At 39.6% G+C, this 18,421-nt stretch carries 15 protein-coding genes and 1 pseudogene; 8 read left to right on the top strand and 8 right to left on the bottom strand.

All coding sequences use genetic code 11. The features are described from left to right. Positions 1 to 102: 102 nt before the first annotated feature. The 7 genes from FTU34_RS07850 to FTU34_RS07820 all read right to left on the bottom strand — a co-directional run bounded on the left by FTU34_RS07850 (position 103) and on the right by FTU34_RS07820 (position 7,212). A complete protein-coding gene (locus FTU34_RS07850) occupies positions 103 to 393 on the bottom strand; it encodes a hypothetical protein (protein ID WP_180035153.1) in 291 nt (96 codons plus the stop codon). 312 nt (positions 394 to 705) lie between these two features. Next, positions 706 to 1,956 carry a mechanosensitive ion channel family protein gene (locus FTU34_RS07845; protein ID WP_180035154.1) on the bottom strand — a complete coding sequence of 417 codons (1,251 nt, stop codon included), beginning with the start codon at positions 1,954 to 1,956 and terminating at the stop codon, positions 706 to 708. Positions 1,957 to 2,201: 245 nt separating this feature from the next. Next, entirely contained in the window at positions 2,202 to 2,738 is a 537-nt protein-coding gene (locus tag FTU34_RS07840) for a DUF2058 domain-containing protein (protein ID WP_168377529.1), read from the bottom strand. A 12-nt stretch (positions 2,739 to 2,750) separates the two neighbouring features. Further along, positions 2,751 to 3,425 (bottom strand): YoaK family protein, encoded by a 675-nt coding sequence (locus FTU34_RS07835; protein WP_180035155.1) that lies wholly within the window; start codon positions 3,423 to 3,425, stop codon positions 2,751 to 2,753. A gap of 34 nt (positions 3,426 to 3,459) precedes the next feature. Further along, positions 3,460 to 4,653, bottom strand: a complete 1,194-nt coding sequence (sstT, locus tag FTU34_RS07830; RefSeq protein ID WP_078193803.1) for a serine/threonine transporter SstT — start codon at positions 4,651 to 4,653, stop codon at positions 3,460 to 3,462. A gap of 204 nt (positions 4,654 to 4,857) precedes the next feature. Further along, the gene (locus FTU34_RS07825; protein WP_078193802.1) at positions 4,858 to 6,594 is read right to left on the bottom strand and encodes a SulP family inorganic anion transporter; all 1,737 of its coding nucleotides are present in this window, start codon (positions 6,592 to 6,594) and stop codon (positions 4,858 to 4,860) included. Positions 6,595 to 6,894: 300 nt separating this feature from the next. Next, on the bottom strand, positions 6,895 to 7,212 hold the full coding sequence (locus tag FTU34_RS07820; protein ID WP_078193801.1) for a helix-turn-helix transcriptional regulator: 318 nt from the start codon (positions 7,210 to 7,212) through the stop codon (positions 6,895 to 6,897). A gap of 282 nt (positions 7,213 to 7,494) precedes the next feature. Here FTU34_RS07820 and cysK point away from each other — a divergent pair, with 282 nt between their 5' ends. The 5 genes and pseudogenes from cysK to FTU34_RS07800 all read left to right on the top strand — a co-directional run bounded on the left by cysK (position 7,495) and on the right by FTU34_RS07800 (position 12,419). Next, positions 7,495 to 8,493: a cysteine synthase A gene (gene cysK / locus FTU34_RS07815; RefSeq protein ID WP_180035156.1), complete on the top strand. Its 999-nt coding sequence runs from the start codon at positions 7,495 to 7,497 to the stop codon at positions 8,491 to 8,493. 571 nt (positions 8,494 to 9,064) lie between these two features. Continuing rightward, positions 9,065 to 9,274 (top strand): annotated as a pseudogene (locus FTU34_RS18115) (cation transporter); the annotation flags it as partial. 24 nt (positions 9,275 to 9,298) lie between these two features. Beyond that, positions 9,299 to 11,737 carry a copper-translocating P-type ATPase gene (locus FTU34_RS07810; protein WP_373686487.1) on the top strand — a complete coding sequence of 813 codons (2,439 nt, stop codon included), beginning with the start codon at positions 9,299 to 9,301 and terminating at the stop codon, positions 11,735 to 11,737. 1 nt (position 11,738) lies between these two features. Further along, positions 11,739 to 12,158 (top strand): Cu(I)-responsive transcriptional regulator, encoded by a 420-nt coding sequence (gene cueR / locus FTU34_RS07805; RefSeq protein WP_180035158.1) that lies wholly within the window; start codon positions 11,739 to 11,741, stop codon positions 12,156 to 12,158. A 66-nt stretch (positions 12,159 to 12,224) separates the two neighbouring features. Continuing rightward, positions 12,225 to 12,419, top strand: coding sequence for a heavy-metal-associated domain-containing protein (locus tag FTU34_RS07800; RefSeq protein ID WP_078190942.1), 195 nt, complete (start codon positions 12,225 to 12,227; stop codon positions 12,417 to 12,419). A 67-nt stretch (positions 12,420 to 12,486) separates the two neighbouring features. Here the strand turns inward: FTU34_RS07800 and FTU34_RS07795 are convergent, their stop codons facing one another. Next, positions 12,487 to 13,092, bottom strand: coding sequence for a TetR/AcrR family transcriptional regulator (locus tag FTU34_RS07795; RefSeq protein ID WP_078190941.1), 606 nt, complete (start codon positions 13,090 to 13,092; stop codon positions 12,487 to 12,489). 605 nt (positions 13,093 to 13,697) lie between these two features. Between FTU34_RS07795 and FTU34_RS07790 the strand changes: the two genes are divergently transcribed. The 3 genes from FTU34_RS07790 (at position 13,698) to FTU34_RS07780 (ending at position 18,380) form a co-directional block, all read left to right on the top strand. Then, positions 13,698 to 15,476, top strand: a complete 1,779-nt coding sequence (locus FTU34_RS07790) for an acyl-CoA dehydrogenase C-terminal domain-containing protein (protein WP_180011711.1) — start codon at positions 13,698 to 13,700, stop codon at positions 15,474 to 15,476. Positions 15,477 to 15,577: 101 nt separating this feature from the next. Next, the gene (locus FTU34_RS07785; protein WP_180008861.1) at positions 15,578 to 16,747 is read left to right on the top strand and encodes a thiolase family protein; all 1,170 of its coding nucleotides are present in this window, start codon (positions 15,578 to 15,580) and stop codon (positions 16,745 to 16,747) included. 133 nt (positions 16,748 to 16,880) lie between these two features. Beyond that, the gene (locus FTU34_RS07780; protein WP_171319206.1) at positions 16,881 to 18,380 is read left to right on the top strand and encodes a succinate CoA transferase; all 1,500 of its coding nucleotides are present in this window, start codon (positions 16,881 to 16,883) and stop codon (positions 18,378 to 18,380) included. Positions 18,381 to 18,421: the final 41 nt, after the last annotated feature.

The following is an 18,421-nucleotide window of genomic DNA, read 5'->3' as shown; positions in this document are numbered from 1 at the left end:
TTGTTCCATTTTAGAGATTTGTTTAAGATAAGATATAACTCATTGAGATGTGTCATAGTATTCGTCGTTAGAAAACAATTATTGTGACATTATTTCAATGAGTTATCTATTTTTGTCGTGTACAGAGAAAAAAGCCAATTGAGCGAAATAGTTGACCTGCTTTAAATAGTCTTTCTGGTTATAGTACAAAAATTTGTAATAAGCATTTTTAAACTGTGCCGGAATACGTGCAATCGGGTCGGATAAAGCACGCTCAATACGGACACGATTCTCTAGGTCACATGCTTCTGCCTGTATGAGCGTATGTTTGGCAGAAGTGCGATTCATCGATTCTATGAGTAATTGTGATTCGTTTTTAACTGATTTCCGAGAAGGTTGATTGGGGCCTTCCATGATCAAGTTCCTATTTTAGAAACGTTTTTATGCAACTGTTAACAAATAGTATCTAAAAATGTCTACATTTGTATAGTATTTGTTCTGATTTTTTAATTATATTTAGTTGTTTCGGATGAATTATATTTTTAAGGAAATGAGCGATTAGCGCATTTATCTGATTCGCTTTTATTCCTTGTATCGCATGATCTAAAGTAATAGCGGAAGTAGAGGGGAGTAACCGATAACCCCATGTATTCAAAAGCCATTGTGACTTTTTAAATTTGCAGAATTTCTTCTTTGAATATACATGGGGAGAGGAAAGTTTAGCTCTTAACTTATATCGGCATTTGGTTGAACGAGGTCTTTAAAATCGGCACTAGAAGGAGCTTGATAGATTTTAAGTCCAAACTCAGGTGTGATTGCAATCAGATGGTCAAAGATATCAGATTGAATCGCTTCATAATCTTTCCATGCAATTGTTTTACTAAAAGCATAAATCTCTAAAGGTATGCCTTCACTCGTGGGTTGTAACTGACGCACCAAAATCGTTTGGTGTTGGGCAATGCCTGAATGCTGTTGTAAGTAGAATTCTACATAGGCACGAAAGGTCCCAAGATTGGTTAAACGGCGCTGATTATATTTCGATTGATTTGAAAGTTGCTGATTAAACTGAGCAAGCTCTTCATGCTTATGATCAAGATATTGATCTAGCAATAAAAATTCTTTGAGTTTGTTTTGCTCATCCTGTGTCATGAAATGAATAGAGCTTTGATCAATATAAAGCGAGCGTTTGATACGACGAACACCTGACTGAGCCATACCACGCCAGTTTTTAAAGGTATCAGTCACCAATTTATTGGTTGGAATCGTGGTAAAAGTCTTATCAAAGTTCTGCACGGTTATGGTATGTAATGACATATCAATGACATCGCCATCTGCATTAAGCGACGGCATCTCAATCCAGTCACCAATTCGCACCATATCATAAGAAGAAATTTGTACCGAAGCCACCAGTGACAAAATGGTGTTCTGAAAAACCAACATGAGCACGGCCGCCATAGCACCAAAGCCTGCGAGTAATGTAAATACATCTTTTTTCAGGAAGGTACCTAAAATCATCAGGCCACACACCAAAAAAATGATCAATTTGACCAGTTGCAAATAACCTTTAATTGGTTTGTTTCTAGATTTAGGATTACGTTGATAAATCAGATTAAAAATATTCAGTAATTCAGAAATTGCCAAAGCAATGGTCAAGAAGATAAAAGCCTGACAAGCCATCTGCACGATTGAAGTAAATTTCACAGATAAATGTGGGACTGTGGTTATGCCATTTAAGATCACAATTGCTGGAACAATGTTAGCAAAGCGTTTAATCACACTATGTTCTGACAAAATTTGACTATGGCTAAAGGCCATTTTAGAAACGAGCTTACGAATTCCACGCACCACGATTTGCTTGGCGATAAAATTTGCAATAATGGCAAAAACAATAATGAGACTGAGCGACGTCAGCATTTCTAGCCAAGGGTATTGATCTGACCAATCTTGAATATTTTTTATGAACTGAAATTTTTCCAAAATTATCCTACTCTTATTGAAGTAAATGAAAGGCTTAATGATCAAACTATTGTAATTATGATGATTATATAAGCAATTTTATACTCGTAAACTTTACGGAGTTACGACATGTATAGTCCATAATGTTACTTATTTTGTGCTAAAAATGATTTTTTGAAGGTATAACCTAATTGATGAACTAAAATAGATAAATGTTGAGCTAAAAAAGCTCCCTAATTGGGAGCTTCATTAGTGATATGAAATGCTTACCACATTAAATCATCAGGAATTACATAAGCTGCATATGGATCTTCTTCATCCGTGGTTTGCTCATTCACTTCAGAGTTATTCACAATAATAAAGCCTTCCATTTTCGCATTAATACGGTCGGCTAATTCTTTTGGTAAAAAAGCATAGTTGCTATTTTCACGTGCAATAACAAGACTGCCAGCAACCAGGGCATTATAAATTTGCTGATTGATATAAAGCTTTTTAATCTTGGCATCATCGATAAATTGATAGGTCGATTCGCCATCGGTATCACGAATTTTATGCTGATTAATCATTTGCATGATGGCAGCTTTTAATTCTTTTTCTTGCAAAACTGCTTTACGATCTTGCTCTAAAGCATGATCTTTGGCCATTTTCTGCTGCTGATCTTGCTCAATTTTCGCCTTGATTTCAGCATCTTTACTTTCACCGGTACGTTTTTCATGTACGGCTTGTTTAGACAATTTTTTTGCCTTTTTATTATCGACCAGACCTGCTTTAAGCAGTTGCGCCTGTAATGCATTTTTAACCATAGTACGTTCCAACTAATCGTGTATATGTCGATAATGAAAATAGATGATCCAATATACCGCGCTCATGACTAAACTGAGTGCGGCAGGAATCAAGAATGCGTTTAATTTTAAATAAGGATAAAGCCAACTGGCAAGTATGCCACCAACGATAAATCCAGCCAAAATTAATAAATGTAAGACCACACGTTTCGACTCAATCGGAAGTCCACGAGCTTTATAACCCAAAGCCAAACCTAAGTCGGTCAAAACACCAGAGAGGTGTGTGGTACGAATAATGGTGCCTTTATAGTGGCTGACCATTGCATTTTGTACTCCCATCGCCACACATGCCCAAAGCAAAGCGTAACGTGGAAAATAGGGCAATAGCAGCCAACACAGGACAATAAAAAAAGCCACCAAGCTTAATGGGACGCCATAACGTCGCGTTAAGCTAAAGTGACTATTTCCAAGAATAAGCCCACTATAAAATGAGCCAATCACATAACAGAGCAAGACTAAAATCAAATAAATAATCGTAGCTGGCTGCCATGCAATGAAGGCCATGGCTAACATACTGACATTACCCGTCATGTGAGATACCGACTGGTGCAAGATGGTCACCAGTCCAAGTACATTAATCATTCCTGCATTCACTGCGAGGAAAAAAGCACCCAGTTGTATCCAAAGCGGTAAAGTCTGTAAAGGCATGGCCTCGCCTTAAAAAGTATCCAATATCAGGATATTATCTTAAACCACGGTCTACTGCAGCTGTAAATAATACGTCAGTCGAAGAGTTTAAAGCGGTTTCAGTTGAATCTTGAAGTACGCTAATAACCATACCAATGGCTACAACTTGCATCGCGATATCGCTTGAAATACCAAACAGGCCACAAGCCACTGGAATAAGTAATAATGAACCACCAGCAACACCTGAAGCACCACATGCAGAAACGGTAGCAACGACTGATAAAATCAACATTGTGCTGAAATCAACAGAAATGCCCAAAGTATGAACTGCTGCTAGTGTGAGGACTGTAATTGTGACCGATGCACCTGCCATATTGACAGTTGCACCTAAAGGAATCGCTACGCTTGCAGTTGACTCTGGTACACCAAGACGCTTTGCAAGGTCTAAGTTAACTGGAATGTTTGCAGCGGAACTACGTGTAAAGAATGCAGTGATACCACTTTCACGTAGACATTGGAAAACCAATGGGAACGGGTTTGAGCGAGTCATAAATGCCACCATTAGTGGGTTAATGACCAAAGCTACAAAGAACATGGTACCGAGTAATACCGCAAGTAAGTGCGCATAACTAACAAGCGTTTTTAGACCTGAGTCGGCAAATGTAACAGCAACCAAACCGAAGATACCAATAGGTGCAAAGTTAATCACTAAACGGATCACTTTATTCACTGCATCAGCAGCGTCAGATAAAAAGACTTTGGTGTTCTCTGATGCATGACGAAATGCAATACCTAAGGCAACAGCCCAAGCCAAAATACCAATGAAATTTGCTTCAGAAATTGCTGTAACAGGGTTTGCGACAAAACTTAATAATAAGTTTTTCAATATTTCAGCAAGACTGCCTGGCGGCACAAGGTTTTCTGCAGCAACATCAAGAATTAATGTACTAGGGAATAAAAGGCTTGCTACTACTGAACTTAAAGCAGCAAGGAACATACCAATAGCGTACATCAATATAATTGGTTTAATATATGCATTACTGCTACCCACTTTGAAATTTGCAATGGATGACAGCACAAGTACAAAGACCAGTATCGGTGCTACGGATTTCAATGCCTTAATGAATAAATCACCAAGCAAACTTAAATAGGGTGCAACGCCTGGAGCAACAACAGCAACCAATACACCTAAAATAATGGCGATAATAATTCGGGTTACTAAACTCAAGCGTGTAAATGCTGAAAACATAGGAGAGCCTTGTCAGAATTACAATGACAAAATGATGAAAATTAGCCCTGTATTTTATACGAAAATGTGGAATGCTTAAAAAATAATTTAATTTAAAAATAAACCTTTGTTTTTTATAATCTATTTTTGTGTATTAAAATGTAAACCCTTCAAAACTCACTGTTTATCAAATTCGCATTGATTAAACAGTGAGCTAATAGGCCTTTAAATTTGGTACTCAGAACTGGCTGTCGCAAGCTCTGTAACGGCTTGATAGTGGGTGAGAAAAATTTGACCACTCAAATGCGTGAGTAATTTTGAGTGCTGCAATTTGTCCATGACAGGGCCTTTGACCTCGGAAAAATGTAGTCGAATATCTAATTTTGATAATTCAGCATTTAAATCTTCCAACATTTCTAAGGCACTGAGGTCAATTGAGCTGACGCTTGAGCAATTGATAACAACATGCTCTAGGTCAATATTTTCACTGACTTCATTAATCAGGAAACCTTTAAGCGTATTGGCATTTAAAAACGAGATATTTTCATCTATACGGAGCGACAGAATATGTGGTGCGGTATAGACATGATGGCGCTGTACATTGCGGAAGTGCTGTGTGCCCTCGACTAAACCGATCACCGCAATGTGTGGACGACTGATGCGCCATAACAACAGAATAAAAGTAGAAATGATGCCAATAATGAGACCTGTAGAAATATCGATACACACCACACCGAAAAAGGTCACCCACATCGCTATACCATCAGCTTTTGAATAACGCCATGTATCCACAAAAGGTTTAAAGTCGACTAATTTCCAAATAGAAACAATAATTGTGGCTGCCAAGATCACTAAAGGTAAGTCTTGGAAAAAACCAGTGAAGTAGAGACTGACAACGATAATCAGTAATGACGACAACACGCCAGCCATCGGGGTTTTTGCACCTGCATCTGCATTAACCACTGTACGAGATAAGCTACCCGTCACTGGAAAGGCAGAGCTAACCCCAGCGCTTAGATTGGCTAAACCTAGAGCGACCAACTCTTGGTTACTGTTGAGTTGGCTTCGTTGTTGTAAGGCAGTGGCTTGGGCAATAGACAGTGACTCAACAAAACTGATCATGGCAATCATTGTTGCACCGGGCAGTAAGGTTTGTACCAGTTCCCAGTTCCAATGTGGAAAGCTTAAGGGTGGAAATCCTGAAGGAATTTCACCGACGGTTTTAATGCCGACATTTTGCAGGTCAAATAACATCACCGATGCAATTGAGATCACCACTAGTATCAATGGAAGTGCTTTACTTAGAAAGGCAGTAGAGCCGAATCGAGATTGAATTGATTGAGTGGCCAACATTTTTGGTACATAGATTAAAAACAGTATGGCCAGCACACCAAAGATGAGTGAAGCAAAGTGAGTCAAACTCAGGTATTCCCACAGACTTAAAACAAACTCAGGGATGTTGTTGGCTTTTAGCGGGACATCGACAAGAAACTTAAACTGACCAAGTGCAATGAGCAGTGCCGAAGCAATAATGAAGCTTTTAATGACAGGATGACTGATCAACTGAATTAAAAAACCAAAACGTAGTACACCTAGCATCAGAGAAATCAGGCCGACCATTAAGGCCAAAAGTGTAGCGGCTTCAATATAAACAGGCGAACCAACTTCAAATAGCGGATTGAGCGTGGCGAAAGTCATCATCGAAATGATTGCCACAGGGCCAATCGATAAGGTTGAGCTTCCACCAATGAGGGCGTAGACAATCATCGGTAAAATACTGGCATATAAACCCATGATTGGAGGTAAACCTGCAAGCATGGAATAAGCCATACCTTGAGGAACCAACATGGCAATCACGATCAGCGAAGCAAGTACATCAGATTTAAATTTCACAGTGCTGTAGTGCTGTAACCACTGCCAAGCTGGAAATTTCTGTAAGAAATGAGGTTTTAAATCTGACATAAACTTATCTAAATCACAATTTCATATATATTATGCATAAAAAATGCTAAGAAGTCTTGTGCAATAAATTTGACCGTACAATATTGCAGTACATTTGTGGGATATATAAGAAACCATCATTTTAAATGAATTAATGAAAAGTATGAGCTGATTTAAAGCTTTGGATATTCGAAATAGATATAGATATTTTGAAGAAGTATTGCGGTAAATTAAGGTATTGAATTGCTGTCCATTGCGATAATTCATCTGTAGTAGTGCAAGAACAGCATGTCTGGCTTGAAATTTTAAAATAACTGAATGTTATTTATAAGATTGGTTGCAATACAATTGGTAAAGAGTATTGAGAACTTGAACTAAATTTGCATCTTTAATTGAATAATAAATTTGCTTACCATCACGACGCGTAGTCACAACATCACTTTTGCGTAACATCATCAGTTGTTGTGAGAGGGTTGGCTGTTTAATATCAGTGATTTCTTCAATCTGAGACACATTCAATTCTTGCTGTGCTAGATGACATAAAATTAGTAGACGATCCGTATTTGCCAGCGACTTTAAAACGCCCACGACTAATTCGGCAGAATCACGCATAGTAGTGATTTCCAGATCGGTATTCATTGGATATGTCCATACGATTAACAACAGCTCAAGTATACGGATATCACGGCTTAATACATTGAATAAATAAGACAATTTCTATGGTTTTTTATGAAATCAAATATCATTAATTTTTATAAGTTTAAATTTAGTTAATCAGTTAAATTTATTGCTTGATTTTAGTGCAAGCTTTCACAAAATGCACATAAATATAAGACATTAGCTTAAAAAATCATGCACACTTTGAAAATAATTGTATCATCTAAAGATCGTATTCAATAAATACACAAGGGATAAATAGTCATGACAACAGATTCAGCTTTTCCAGCAACGAGTAATTTAGGTATCGCAGTATATGGTAATAACGCTGAAGCGATTGGTAATACACCTTTAGTTCGTATTAATCGTGCGATTCAGTCAGAAGCAACGGTCTTGGCTAAAGTTGAAAGCCGTAACCCAGCATTTTCTGTGAAATGTCGTGTGGGTGAAGCTCTCATTGCAGATGCAGAAGAAAAAGGTTTATTAAAACCGGGTATGCATATTGTAGAACCTACAAGTGGTAATACAGGGATTGCTTTGGCATTTGTTGCAGCTGCGAAAGGTTATGCAATTACATTAACCATGCCAGCAAGTATGAGTATTGAACGCCGTAAGGTGTTGAAGTCTTTTGGTGCAAATCTCGTATTGACTGAACCTGCTAAAGGCATGAAAGGTGCAGTCGAAGAAGCACAGCGCCTCGTTGCCGAACATCCTGAAACGTATTATTTACCACAACAGTTTGAAAACCCTGCAAACCCTAAAATTCATGAATTGACCACTGGCCCAGAAATTTGGGAAGCAACTGGTGGTAAAGTGGATATTTTAGTATCGGGTGTAGGTACAGGTGGTACGATTTCTGGCATTTCAAGTTATTTTGAAAAAGTGAAAAATCAGCCGCTTTATTCTGTTGCGGTAGAACCGGCTGAATCTCCGATTATCGCCCAAGCGAAAAAAGGCGAAACACTGACTCCTGGGCCGCATAAAATTCAGGGGATTGGCGCTAACTTTATTCCGGGTAACTTAGATCTAGACCTTGTTGATGAAGTGATCGGTATTGAAAGTGCTGAAGCAATTGAGTGGGCGCGTAAAACGGCTACTCATGACGGTATTTTAGTGGGTATCTCTAGTGGCGCGGCAATGGCAGCTGCGGCAAAACTTGCTGCACGTCCTGAGAATGCAGGCAAAACCATTGTGGTCATTTTACCGGATGGTGGTGAACGTTACCTTTCTTCAGTTTTATTTGAAGATATTAGTGCTGACTAATAATTCTGACATGAAAAAAAGCCCGTTCAATTGAATGGGCTTTTTTATTGATGATTTTGTTATTTATAAGTGTCTTAAGCCGCGTCTTGATCATCGTTTTTGGCGCTTTGTTGTTTTATTTTTCGTTTAGGCGGTTCATGTCCTAACTTTCGAGCGATGTATTTAAACAGGAAGCCTAAGAGTATGCATATCGTGACAGCAGGGATAACCACTTGAGTGAGCCAAACATCAATATGATCTAGACTCCAACTTAAAATTAAAAATAAAAAAGCACACAAATATGCGCAGTTAAAGCAAATGTTCGACAGTTTGTACATGCGAAAGAGAGTAATTCGTTTGGTGGTCACGAATCTCTATCTTACTGAATAATGAGGAAAGGTGTAGTTTTAATATCAGAAAAATAAACTAATTGAATAATCATTATTCAATATTATTGATTATGTTTTTAAATCTTCGCAATTCTTTATACCTTAAAGAAAAGCCTTGCTGTGAGTCAGAAAAACTTGACCTTCCCATTGTGGTAAAGTTTAAGCTATAGCCTAAAACAAGCACATATGATTGGGATGTTGCCATGACAGATTCGACAGAACACAAACTTTTTGATGGCACACTTGCTATTGAAGGGATGACCTGTGCTTCTTGTGTGGCACGGGTGGAAAAAGCCTTAAAAAAAGTCGATGGCATCACTGATGCTCAAGTGAATTTAGCCACTGAAACAGCACATGTTCAGAGTGATAAAAATGTGGATTATTCTGCTGTAATTCAGGCCGTTGAAAAGGCAGGTTTTGGTGTTGCACAGAAGCAGATTGAGCTTGAAATTGAAGGGATGACTTGCGCATCGTGTGTTGCACGTGTTGAAAAAGCATTAAAGACAGTTCCAGAAGTCATCGATGCAAAAGTGAATTTGGCAACTGAAAAAGCCACGATTACGGCATTGGCAACTGTTGAAAATTCTGCATTGGCGAAGTCTGTAGAAAAAGCAGGTTTTCATATTGCACAGCCCAATATTGAATTAAATATTGATGGAATGACCTGTGCTTCATGTGTGGCACGGGTTGAAAAAGCCTTAAATGCTGTTGATGGTGTCAATAAAGCAACGGTAAATTTAGCCAGTGAAAAAGCTTTTGTTCAGGCGCCAGTTTCAAAAACACAGGAATTGATCGCGGCAGTTAAAAAAGCGGGATACAGTGCGACCGTTGCTACACAACTACAACCGACAATGGCAGAAAAAAAAGCCGATGAAGCTCGGTTACTCAAACGTGATTTAATCATCGCATTGGTACTCGCTGTTCCTGTTTTTATCTTGGAGATGGGATCACATATGATTCCAGCTTTTCATCATTTTATTGCGCATAATTTAGGGACACAAAATAGTTGGTATATTCAGTTTATATTAACCACTTTGGTCTTAATCCTACCCGGAAGACGCTTTTATCAGCATGGCATACCAGCACTTGCGCGACTTGCCCCGGATATGAATTCCTTGGTCGCAGTCGGGACTTTATCTGCTTATAGTTTTTCTTGTGTTGCAACATTTGCTCCGCAATTATTACCGCAAGGTACCGTTCATGTGTACTTTGAAGCAGCTGCAGTAATTGTGGCGTTGATTCTTTTGGGGCGTTTTATGGAGGCGAAAGCCAAAGGTAAAACATCGCAAGCTATTCAATACTTAGTCGGCATGCAACCCAAAACAGCACGTGTTGAGCAATCTGGTAGCTATATAGATTTGCCGATTAGTGATGTTAAAACAGGTATGTTGATTGAAATTCGGCCTGGTGAACGTTGTCCGGTCGATGGTACTGTGGTGTCTGGGAATAGTTATATTGATGAATCCATGATCAGTGGCGAGCCGATTCCGGTCGAGAAAAAAGCCGGTGATGAAGTTGTCGGTGGTACGATTAACCAAAATGGGGCATTGAAAATACAAGCCACTGCGGTAGGTCAAGATTCTGTTTTGGCACAAATTATCCATATGGTTGAACAGGCTCAGGGTTCAAAATTACCGATTCAAGCTTTGGTGGATAAAGTCACGTTATGGTTTGTACCGGTGGTAATGGCGTTGGCCTTGATCACCTTTTTAGTTTGGTATGTAGTTGGATCTGAACCGAGTTTAACCTATGCCTTAGTCAATGCTGTAGCAGTACTGATCATCGCATGTCCATGTGCAATGGGTTTGGCAACACCAACGTCTATTATGGTCGGTACAGGGCGAGGTGCAGAGCTTGGAGTATTGTTCCGTAAAGGTGAAGCCTTACAACAACTCAAAAATACTCAAGTGGTTGCAGTCGATAAAACAGGGACATTGACGGAAGGTAAACCGAAACTGACAGATTTTGAAGTCACTGAAGCTTTTGATAAAGATCGCGTATTTCAGTTATTGGTCTCTGTAGAGCAGAAATCTGAGCATCCGATTGCATATGCCATTGTTCAAGCTGCAAAAGAGATGCAAGTGCAACTTTTAGAGGTTGAGCATTTTGATTCTGTGACTGGTGCTGGGATTCAGGCCGTTGTTGAAGGACAAAGCATTTTTATCGGTGCAGATCATTTGATGCATAAACTTGGTTTAGATACACAAATCTTTTCATCACTGGCGGAACGCATGGGCAATGAAGGGAAAACCCCGCTCTATGTATCGATCGATCAACAGCTTGCTGCCATTGTTGCTGTTGCCGACCCGATCAAAGCCACAACCTATACAGCCATTCAAGCTTTGCATGATTTAGGGCTGAAAGTGGCGATGATTACAGGCGATAACCGACATACTGCCACTGCCATAGCACGACAGTTGAAGATTGATCATGTGATCGCTGAAGTAATGCCAGACCAAAAAGTGCAATCTGTACAACAATTGCAAAAAGAACATGGTGTTGTTTGTTTTGTCGGCGATGGCATTAATGATGCGCCTGCACTTGCGCAAGCAGATGTGGGCATGGCGATTGGTACAGGGACAGATGTGGCGATAGAGGCTGCGGACGTTGTGCTTATGTCGGGTAATTTACAAATGGTACCGACAGCAATCGCACTGAGTACTGCGACGATGAATAATATTCGCCAAAACCTATTTTGGGCATTTATTTACAATGCAGCATTGATTCCTGTCGCTGCAGGTGTGTTATATCCATTCTTTGGCATATTGCTTTCACCGATGTTCGCAGCAGGTGCAATGGCACTTTCATCGGTGTTTGTTGTGTCAAATGCCTTACGTTTAAAAGCATTTAAAGGGCCAGTTTTTCAGGAGTCTTGAGATGAATATTGGACAAGCAGCGAAAGCATCGGGCATTTCTGCAAAAATGATCCGCTATTATGAATCGATTGGGCTGTTAAATAATACGCAGCGCACCGATGCCGGCTATCGAGTTTACTCGGAAGCCGATATTAAAACCTTGAGTTTCTTAAGACATGCGCGTGATTTAGGTTTTTCTTCTGAACAAATGAAAGATTTACTTGGGCTTTGGAAAAATCAAAGTCGGCAAAGTGTAGAAGTTAAAGCATTGGCGTTAAAACATATCCAGACCTTAAATCAAAAAATCGCAGACTTACAGGCCATGGTTGAGATCTTGCAACAGTCCGTCGATGGCTGTGCCGGTAATGATCAAGCCGATTGTACGATTTTAAATCAAATCGAAACGGGCATGGCTGAGTGCTGCCATACAGCAAAGGTTTAAATCCGCTTGACCTTACAATCGTGGCAAGGTTTATAGTGTTGTTATTAGAAAAGAAGGATGAATATCATGAAATTTCGTATTGATAATATGACATGCGGTGGTTGTGCCCGTAGCGTAACAGCAACGATTAAAGACTTAGACGAAAATGCAACGGTCACTATTGATGTAGCTACAAAATTAGTTGACGTTGAATCTAGTGCCAGTGCAGAGCAATTGATTAGCGCTTTAACCGAAGATGGCTTCCCACCTGTGATTGCATAACCTAGATATTGTTTAATGAAAAAAAAGCCGAACAATTGTTCGGCTTTTTTTTATTTATAAATCAATTCTATACGGCTGAAATTTTATCTGGCGTCATCAGCGCCTGATTAATATATAGCTTGATTAAGCGTTCACGTGAACCGATTGATTTTTGATAATGCGTTGAATTGAGGAGTAGGGATGCACCATAAGTGACCGTCCAAATATAAGATAAATAATCACGTATCGACATTGCGCTTTCAAGTGATTTTAGGTAATCACTGGTCATATCCTTAATTTCAATAATACGTTCTTCACGAACACGATAGAGCTCTTCAAATAACTCTTTTAATTTACGTTCATTATTGGTTAAGCGTTCTTCAATGACATGTAATAATATAGTTCTATTAGAATTCAACATATTATAAAGCATATATTGTGAAACATAAGTTTTAATATCATGATTATATTTTTTTGAAATTTCTAATAATCGTTTTTCATTTAAGATAATCAGTTCTAAATATAATTGGTTTTTACTTTTAAAATGTTTATAAATCGTGCCTTTGGCAATATCTAGTTCACAAGCTAACTCACTTAAGGTGATGTCTTGATTATTATCTAATAGCAGGGTTTCTGCCATGGCTAAAATTTTTTCCTTGCGAAGGATAAAATTTTGTTGGCGTACTGAACTCATGATAACTGTTCCATAAACATCTTGAGGGTGAACAAGCCTAGCTTAAGCTAAATCTTGTGAATCTTACATTCCACTATGGTCTCAAATATTACATAAATTGGTTTAAAAATAAACACATTAGTAGAGTGCGTAAAACATATAGAATTCATAGCATAAAATTAATGTCAATAAAACTGAACCCTTGAGGTCATTTTTTTGAAATAAAATTCCATTTTTATTTTTTTTAATTTATTGTCTTTTCGCTTTTACAACAAAAGCAGCATTTAACAAAACGGTCTTGGTTGTTATGTTATTAATACAACCTAAATTAAACATGATTATGGGTATTATTATGTTTGGTTTTAATCAATTACCAATTGTAAATTTAGTTAACTCAATAAATTTATTTAAGTGTAATAAAATAATGCTGCTCAAAATATCAGGTGGTTATTTTCCACTTGTCGGTAAAAACACATTATCTATATCCATTTTAGATATCTATCTGAAAAAACAGATCTTTAAAAAATCCACACAAAATTGATTTGATGATTTTGTGCGGGAGCGTGCAACTTTAAAAAAGTACTTTGTCAAAGACGCTGACAAAGCCTGTAGAAAAGGAAAGTACAATGCCAATATACAATGCGCCGTTAAAGGACATGGACTTCATCTTAAATGATGTATTCAATGCAGATGAGTTCTGGCAGTCAAATGAAAACTTAGCTCATATTGATATGGCGACTGCAAATGCCATTTTAGAAGAAATGGCTAAGTTTTCTAAAAACGTTATTCTAGACTTGAACCGTACTGCAGATGAAGAAGGTGGTGCGCAGTTTAGTAATGGTGTTGTTACTACGCCTACAGGGTTTAAAGACGCTTTTAAACAATTCGCTGAAGGTGGTTGGGTTGGGTTAGGCGCTTCTGAAGAATGGGGCGGCCAAAACATGCCGAAAATGTTGACAGTACTTGCTGACGAAATGATTTGGAGTACCAATCCATCATTTATGTTGTATCCACTACTGACTGTGGGTGCAGGTATGGCGATTAATGACCGTGCTTCGCAAGAGCAAAAAGAAACCTATCTTCCAAAATTTTATACGGGTGAATGGTCAGGCACTATGTGTTTAACTGAACCACATTCAGGGACTGATTTGGGGATCATTAAAACCAAAGCAGAGCCGAATGAAGATGGTTCATTTAATATTACAGGCACGAAAATTTTCATCACTAGTGGTGAACATGATCTGTGTGAAAACATCATCCATCTTGTGTTAGCAAAAACGCCAAATGCACCTGCGGGTTCACGTGGTATTTCATTGTTTATCGTTCCAAAATTCCATGTCAATGCCGATGGCTCAGTCGGAGAACGTAATGCTGTTTCAGCGGGTTCAATTGAACACAAGATGGGTATTAAAGGTTCTGCAACGTGTGTTATGAACTTTGATGGTGCCAAAGGTTATATCGTTGGTAAAGAAAACGAAGGTCTTGCGGCGATGTTTGTCATGATGAACTATGAACGTTTATCGATGGGTATCCAAGGGATTGGCGCCGCAGAATTTGCTTACCAAAATGCTGCACAGTATGCGACTGATCGTCTACAAGGTCGTTCTGCTACAGGTGTGAAATCTCCTGAAAAACCAGCCGACTCTATTTTGGTACATGGTGATGTACGTCGTATGTTGTTGAATGTACGCGCCAACAACGAAGCATCGCGTGCATTTGCTGTGTATGTTGGTCAGCAACTGGATATTACAAAATATTCAACTGACGAAGCTGCAGTGAAAAAAGCCAATGACCGCGTGGCTTTATTGACACCTATTGCAAAAGCCTACCTAACAGATACAGCCCTACAAGCTACTTTAGAAGCGCAAATGTGCTTTGGTGGTCATGGCTATATCCGTGAATGGGGCATGGAGCAATGCATTCGTGACTTACGTATTTCGCAGATTTACGAAGGCACAAATGGCGTACAAGCGATTGATTTAATTGGACGCAAAACCACGAAATGTAATGGTGCATTTATTGCCGAATACATTGCTGAAATTCGTGACTTTGCTGCAACCATGGCTGATTCAAAAGTTAAATCTGCAGCATTGCAAGTTTCTGACGAAGTTGAAGCATTAACGCAATTCATTATTGAACAATCTAAGACCACCCCAGACTTTAGCAGTTCGGTGGCAGTCGATTACCTGCACGCTGTTGGTTTACTCAGCTTCGTTTATATGTTTGCGCGTATTAGCAAAGCTGCGGCTGCAAAACCAGAGAGCTTCTTCCAAAACAAACTGGTACTCGCAGATTTCTATGTTGAGAAAGTTCTACCTGACCTTGCTGCCCGTGCTCAACGCATTAAAGCAGGTTCTGAACTTATCATGCAGCTATCTGAAGAATACTTCACCGCTCAATCTTAAAGTTTCATCGAAACCACTGTGAAAAACATTAAGATGGAAAATCTGAGGAACCAGTCATGGTTCCTTGGGGTTAAAAGATTTAAAACAGGATGAAATAAGAAATGATTGTAATTGTAGATGGCGTACGTACAGCGATGGGTGGTTTTCAGGGTTCACTTTCATCTTGTACAGCCCCAGACTTAGGTGCTGCAGCGATTCAGGCTGTTGTTGCACGTGCAGGTTTAGAACCTACAGATATTGACGAAGTTATTTTTGGCTGTGTATTACCGGCTGGTCTTAAACAAGGTCCTGCACGCCAAGCGATGCGTCAAGCAGGCTTACCAGATACAACGGGTGCCACCACGATTAATAAAATTTGTGGTTCAGGCATGAAGGCAGTGATGCAAGCAGCTGATGCGATTAAAGCCGGTTCGGCCAATATTGTGGTTGCAGGTGGTATGGAGTCGATGTCAAATGCGCCATATTTACTTGAAAAAGCGCGTTCAGGCTATCGTATGGGTCATGGTAAAACCACAGACCACATGTTCCAAGAAGGCTTAGAAGATGCTGAGACAGGTTTATCGATGGGTATTCTGGCACAAGATATGGCAGATAAAAAAGGCTATACCCGTGAACAGCAAGATGCTTTTGCCATCAACTCACTCAATAAAGCCGTTGCAGCGATTCAAGGCGGTTTCTTCAAAAATGAAATCGTGCCAGTTACTGTTAAAAGCCGTAAAGGTGACGTCGTTGTTGACACAGATGAACAGCCATTAAGTGCTAAGCCTGAAAAAATCCCAACACTGCGTCCTGCATTCAAAAAAGACGGCACGATCACAGCCGCCAATGCCAGCTCAATTTCTGACGGTGCATCTGCTTTGGTGGTTACATCAGAAGAAACGGCTCAAGCGCGTGGTTTAAAACCACTAGCAAAAGTCGTTGCTTATGCCACAAATTCACAGCATCCGTCAGAGTTCACGATTGCTCCAGTCGGTGCTATTGAGAAAGTGCTTGCACAAGCAGGTTGGGATGCACAAGAGGTTGACTTGTGGGAAGTCAATGAAGCATTTGCCATGGTTACAATGCTGGCGATTGATGGATTTAACTTAGATGAAGCAAAAGTGAACATTCATGGTGGTGCTTGCTCACTTGGTCACCCACTAGGTTCATCAGGTTCACGTATTATTGTGACGCTGATTCATGCCTTAAAACGCACTGGCGGTAAAAAAGGTGTCGCAGCACTGTGTATTGGTGGCGGTGAAGCAACTGCAATTGCGGTTGAACTGATTTAATTTGCCTCAATTTATATAAGTAAGCTTTTAGATAAGTACGTTTTTAGATAAGCAATAACAAACGCTATCTCAGTTCGCTGGGATGGCGAAAAAAGATGTTTATTTTGAGATATTTATTTTTTGAGATTTAATTATGAATGGTTTAGATCGCATTCGCTTACTCTCCCTTCGCGACAAAGTAATGTCTGCTGAAAAAGCGATTGAGTTAATTCAAGATGGTTCAGTGGTTGGTTTAAGTGGTTTTGGTGGTGCAGGTGAGGCAAAGACGGTTCCATTGGCACTTGCAGATCATGCAGTTTCACATCCTCTTCGTATCACGTTGGCAACGGGTGCTAGTTTAGGAAATAGTATCGATGGTCGCCTCAATGCGGCGCATGCGATAGAACGTCGTTATCCGTATCAGGCAGATCCTGGTTTACGTAAAGCCATTAACGCTGGCGAGGTCATGTATATTGACCAACACTTGTCTGAAATGGCCGATAATATTCGTCATCATAATTTACCGCGCATTAATGTGGCCGTTATTGCAGCGACTGCAATTACAGAAGATGGTCAAGTTATTCCGACAGGTTCATGTGGTAACTCAGCCAATTTCATTGAAATGGCAGATCATGTGATTATTGAAATTGATAATACGATTAACCCAGTGCTCGAAGGTGTACATGATATTTATGTGCCGAAAGCGCGACCAAACCGTGGGCCAATTCCACTGACTCAGGTCGGTGAACGTATCGGTACGATTGGGATCAATGTCAGCCCCGATAAGATTTCAGCCATTGTGTTGAATGATCTGCCAGATACCCAGTTTAAAATGGATGAACCTGATGCTGAAACCCTAGCGATTGCTCAGCATCTGATTGATTTCTTTGAAGGTGAAGTAGCAGCAGGGCGTTTGCCTGAAAATTTAGGGCCGCTACAGTCAGGTGTGGGTTCGATTGCCAATGCTGTATTTGCTGGTTTTGAGCATTCTAATTTCCATGATTTGGAAATGTATTCAGAAGTACTACAAGACTGTACTTTCCAGCTAATTGATTCTGGAAAAATGAAATTTGCCTCAGGCTGTTCAATGACGTTATCTGAGCCTTGTGCACAGCACGTGATGAACAATTTTGATCAGTACAAAGACAAAATTGTGTTACGTCCACAAGAGCTATCCAATAACCCTGAAATCATTCGACGTTTAGGCATTATTGCGATTAATACGGCGCTTGAGTTTGATATTTACGGAAACGTAAATTCGACCCATGTGACGGGTACGAAAATGATGAACGGTATTGGCGGTTCGGGAGACTTTACTCGTCATGCGCACATTGCCATTTTCGTAACCAAGTCGATTGCAAAAGGTGGTGCGATTTCATCTGTGGTGCCAATGGTGAGTCATACCGACCATACTGACCACGACGTTGACATCGTGGTTACAGAGCAGGGCTTGGCAGATTTACGTGGTCTTTCACCACGTGAGCGTGCACGTAAAGTCATTGAAATCTGTGCACATCCAGATTATCGCGCAGCATTGTTGAGCTACTTTGAACGCGCATGTGAGCTTGGTGGTCAAACGCCGCATATTTTAAAAGAGGCTTTGTCTTGGCATGCCACTTTTGAAGAAACCGGTTCAATGCGTCAAATCGTATAAATCTAAAGATTGAAAATTTTTAAATAAGCCCACGATCAAGT

The organism is Acinetobacter sp. YH12094 (assembly GCF_013419295.1).
Lineage (GTDB): Bacteria > Pseudomonadota > Gammaproteobacteria > Pseudomonadales > Moraxellaceae > Acinetobacter > Acinetobacter amyesii.
Note: the sequence above shows the minus strand (reverse complement) of the source record. Positions and strands in the feature narration are given on the sequence as shown.